Below are 1,434 nucleotides of genomic sequence, written 5' to 3'. Positions count from 1 at the left end.
CGCCGCGACGACCCGCCCGCGCCCGCCGCGCCCGAGCAGCCTCACCGTTCCCAGGGCGCGACCACCGAGGAACGCTTCCCCGCTGCGGAGGGCCTGCCCGTGCTACCCGACCTGCCACGCTTCATCGGACGCCTCGCGCAGGCGCTGCACGCCGCCGGACGGACCGCGGACGCCGCCTACCTCACCGCCGGACCCGCCGCGCAGTCCGACTTCGTCCGCGCGCACCTCCCCGACCTGTACCGCCGCCTCGTCGAGGACGACTTCCGCGAACTCACCCCTGGCGAGACCGACGCCGTCACCCGCGTCGTCGCGGAGCGGCGCGCCTCCGGCCTGCACGGCGCCCACGTCTTCTTCCTCCCGCACGACCAGGGGAGCCTGCGCTCCGACCGTGTCTACGTCGTCCGCGCCTACGACCGTGACTGGCGCGTGTGGCGCTCCGTGAAGCACGCGGACCGGATCGAGTGGGACGTCCTGCACGGCGGCGGCGAACCCCGGACGGGCGAGCTGCGGGTGTTCCACGCCTGGCTCACCCCCGCGCGGCCCGCCTGACGACGACGGCGGACCCTGTGTCCGCCTCCACCGCTGAGTCCCCCGGTAGGGTGCAAGGGCAGGCGCACGGCGCCTGCCCTTCTCGACTGGAGCGGACCGGGCGCCTCCGCGTCCGTGCCCATCGCTCCGCCCGGCCGCGCCGCCACGCCGCATCGAACCGCCTCGAGAGCGTCCTCACGGCGCCTGAGCCGGACGTGTCACACCACGTTCGTCACTGTGCCCTGGCCTTGAGGTTGCTGCTGGTGTCCGTCCATTCCTTCACCACGCCACCCTCGAAGGTGATCATGCTCATCCCGTACACCCAGTAGTCGTCATGGAACTGCGACGGCTGCCCCATGACGTTCAGGACCGTCTCCTTTGTGTCACCCACCGTGAAGAAGGCGCGCGTGGCCTTCGTCGAGGACAGCAGCTTGGCCTTGAGGTTGCTGCTGGTGTTGGTCCATTCCTTCACCACGCCACCCTCGAAGGTGATCATGCTCATCCCGTACACCCAGTAGTCGTCATGAAACTGCGACGGCTGCCCCATCACGCGGAGCACGTCGTCCTTGGTGTCACCCACGGTGAAGTAACCCTTGTTCGCGCCGGGCTTGACGATCAGCTTGGCCTTGAGGTTGCTGCTGGTGTTGGTCCATTCCTTCACCACGCCACCTTCGAAGGTGATCATGCTCATCCCGTACACCCAGTAGTCGTCGTGGAGCTGGGAGGGCTGGCCCATCACGCGGAGCACGTCGTCCTTGGTGTCGCCGACGGTGAAGAACGATCGCTGGTCGGTGCTGGAGGCACGGGCGGTGGGCGTGTCGCTCCTCGCCACCACGGCGGGCGGCGCGGGCTTCGCGGGAGGAGGCTTCGACGTGGGGGTCGCGGGCGGCGGGACGCGCGCAGCGG

General features: G+C 70.0%; 2 protein-coding genes. One reads left to right on the top strand and one right to left on the bottom strand.

What is annotated here, in order from left to right; translation table 11 throughout:
* Nucleotides 1-549: hypothetical protein (locus tag DEIPI_RS31800; protein WP_045234516.1), on the top strand; the 549-nt coding region annotated here is incomplete at its 5' end.
* A gap of 211 nt (nt 550-760) precedes the next feature.
* Here DEIPI_RS31800 and DEIPI_RS0116150 read toward each other — a convergent pair.
* A partial coding sequence (locus DEIPI_RS0116150) for a hypothetical protein (protein ID WP_211238306.1) occupies nt 761-1,434 on the bottom strand: 674 nt, incomplete at its 5' end.

Origin of the sequence: Deinococcus pimensis DSM 21231 (genome assembly GCF_000519345.1) — a bacterium.
Lineage (GTDB): Bacteria > Deinococcota > Deinococci > Deinococcales > Deinococcaceae > Deinococcus_A > Deinococcus_A pimensis.
The sequence above is the reverse complement of the archived record's forward strand: the minus strand, read 5'-3'. Positions and strand labels throughout refer to the sequence as shown.